The sequence below is a fragment of the Arcicella aquatica genome (assembly GCF_034928825.1).
Classification (GTDB): domain Bacteria; phylum Bacteroidota; class Bacteroidia; order Cytophagales; family Spirosomataceae; genus Arcicella; species Arcicella aquatica.
Genome location: NZ_JAYFUL010000095.1, coordinates 1 through 2,696, shown reverse-complemented (window position 1 = coordinate 2,696; position 2,696 = coordinate 1). Strand labels below are relative to the sequence as shown.

Here is a 2,696-nt window from a genome sequence, read left to right as displayed (position 1 = left end):
TTCCAAAAGTTGATTAATTTCTAAAAACTCAATTGAGTTTGATATATCTTCTAAATTCATTGTATCAGATTTTGAAGACAAAATTAATAAAATAAATCAATAGCCTGACGGCTATGGTGGCACACAGAACACGATTGTAAATTCAAAACCTTTCTATTAGCTGGTGACTTAAATCCTACTGATTACCCACATCTTTTAAAAAGTTAAAATGAAGATGTGATTATTGATAAAATGGGCTCAAATAGGCTTAAATCACCTTTCAAACTGAGCTTTGGTTGCCTCATACCACAGCCTGACTACCTGAAATTCTTATTCCTAGCGAGGGACTTAATTTCCTCGCTAGGAATAAATGCCTTGATTATCAGTTATTTATATGCTTATGGGTAATCGTTAGGACTTAAGTCACCAGCTAATAGAAAGTAATGAATTAAATCGCCACCTCATTAGTATCATGATTAATCATCCAATCAATACCAAATTTATCCTTAAACATCCCAAAGTAAGAACCCCAAAAAGTATCCTGCAAAGGCATCGTTATTTTACCACCTTCTGTAAGGGCTTGAAACAATTTATCAGCTTCTTCTTTTGAGTCTACACTAATAGAAATAGAGAAATTTGTACCTGCACTTACATCCCCCATCGTTGTAGAGGAATCGCTACCCATTAAAATAGTCTTGCCAATGGGCAACGACATGTGCATGATTCGCTCGCCATCACTTGGTGACATTAGCTGATCTGACGGAGCGTCCTTGAATCTTCCTACATAGGGAAATTCTCCGCCAAATGCCGATTTGTAAAAATTAAAAGCTTCTTCGCAGTTACCATTGAAGACCAAATAAGGGTAAATTGCTGCCATGTTTGTGTTTTGATTAAAATTTATTTTTCAAGAATTACTTTTAGATTTTTCAGTCCATCTGCTAGATCTTTGCCTATCAATCCCTCCATATCATAAAACAGCATCATCAAATTCATAGGGTAGGGCATGCTTCCTTCAAAAGTCCATGTAACTTCTGTTTGGTTTGCTCCCACAGCGTCAGTCGTGATGTGCGAAAGTTAAATTTGAAGGTTAATAATAAAGCAAATGTATGCTAATGCGTTGGTTTTCAAGGGGTAGATGGTGTCAATTTTAGATTAAATTGCATTAAAGTACTTGAACCACAGAAAATTAATGGTATTTAGGATATTTCGGGGATTAATTTAATATCAATAATGTTCAGACCATGAGATAAGAGCATAAATATCCCGTAATTTGCATAAGAATTATTCAATAAATTAATTATGACCCAACCCACAGAAAAAATTTTTACACCCTATCAGATTTTTATGATAGCGGTTTTAGCCTTTATTCAATTTACGGTAATACTAGATTTCATGGTATTGTCGCCACTAGGGGCTATTTTAATGCCTACTTTAAAAATCACTACTTCTCAATTTGGCTTTGTTGTGTCAGCTTATGCTTTTAGTGCTGGTGCTTCTGGTTTGTTGGCAGCGGGTTTTGCCGACAAATTCGATAGAAAGAAATTCTTATTATTTTTCTACGTTGGTTTTATCATCGGTACAGCCCTTTGTGCCTTAGCAACTGACTATAATTTTCTGCTATTTGCCCGAATCTTCACAGGGATTTTTGGGGGCGTAATAGGCTCAGTAGGTTTTGCTATTATCTCTGATTTATTCAAACTAGAAGTACGTGGAAGGGTAATGGGTTTTGTACAAATGGCGTTTGCGGCAAGTCAGGTATTGGGTTTGCCGATTGGTCTGGTGTTAGCTAATAGCTTCGACTGGCATGCACCTTTTTGGATGATAGTAGGAGTGAGTGCGGTGGTAGGAGTAGTCATTTTTGTTAAAATGGAACCTGTTACCGAACACCTGAAAATACAAAGTGATTCAAACGCATTCCAACACCTTGCCAAAACCATTAGCGAACCTCATTATCTCAGGGCCTTCCTTGGAACGATATTGCTTTCTACGGGCGGATTTATGCTAATGCCTTTTGGTAGTGCTTATGGTACTAACAATTTAGGCTTGAAATTGTCTGAACTACCCATCATGTATGGCATTACGGGGATATTCTCTATGTTGTTTGGCCCTATGATTGGTAAACTCAGTGATAAATTGGGTAAGTTCAATACTTTTTTGATAGGCTCTATCATCAGCAGCATCATGGTAGGTATCTATACACAATTAGGCATTACGCCACTTTGGGTAATTATTATATTGAACGTAATCCTTTTTACAGGGATTTCAGCACGGATGATTTCATCTTCTGCCTTGATGACGGCCATTCCTTCGATGAAAGATAGAGGTGCTTTTATGAGTATCAACTCATCGATTCAACAAATTTCGGGGGGTGTTGCCTCTTTTATCGCAGGGTTGATTGTTGTTCAACAACCCAACGGTATTTTAGACCATTATGATATATTGGGTTATACCGTAATAGGCTCGATGGTCGTTGCGATTGGCTTAATTTATTGGGTAGACCAATACGTAAGACAACGCGAAGAGAGTAAGAAATTAGAGGAGATGAAAGTTTAGATTGGCACGGGTTGGCTATAACGCTAACGTTTTAAACCTTATCATTAGCGAGGGACTTAAGTCCTACTGATTACCCACATCTTTTAAAAAGTTGAAATAGAAATGTTATTATTGATCAAATTAGCTTAAATGCACATAAATAGTCTTTAAAACCAAGCGTTGAA

Annotated in this window: 3 protein-coding genes; 1 reads left to right on the top strand and 2 read right to left on the bottom strand. The window is 36.9% G+C overall.

The features are described from left to right. Window positions 1-427: 427 nt before the first annotated feature. Both VB264_RS24915 and VB264_RS24910 read right to left on the bottom strand, forming a co-directional pair. Entirely contained in the window at window positions 428-856 is a 429-nt protein-coding gene (locus tag VB264_RS24915) for a VOC family protein (protein WP_323254097.1), read from the bottom strand. 20 nt (window positions 857-876) lie between these two features. Continuing rightward, complete coding sequence (locus VB264_RS24910) at window positions 877-1,029, bottom strand: SRPBCC family protein (RefSeq protein ID WP_323254095.1); 153 nt, start codon at window positions 1,027-1,029, stop codon at window positions 877-879. 249 nt (window positions 1,030-1,278) lie between these two features. On the opposite strand from VB264_RS24910, the gene VB264_RS24905 reads away from it, so the two are divergent. Next, window positions 1,279-2,532 (top strand): MFS transporter, encoded by a 1,254-nt coding sequence (locus VB264_RS24905; RefSeq protein ID WP_323254093.1) that lies wholly within the window; start codon window positions 1,279-1,281, stop codon window positions 2,530-2,532. The last annotated feature ends 164 nt before the right edge of the window (window positions 2,533-2,696 follow it).

Coding starts and splice junctions, on each gene's coding strand:
- VB264_RS24905 (WP_323254093.1), top strand. CDS start 1,279: ATGACCCAACCCACAGAAAAAATTTTTACACCCTATCAGATTTTTATG.
- VB264_RS24915 (WP_323254097.1), bottom strand. CDS start 856: ATGGCAGCAATTTACCCTTATTTGGTCTTCAATGGTAACTGCGAAGAA.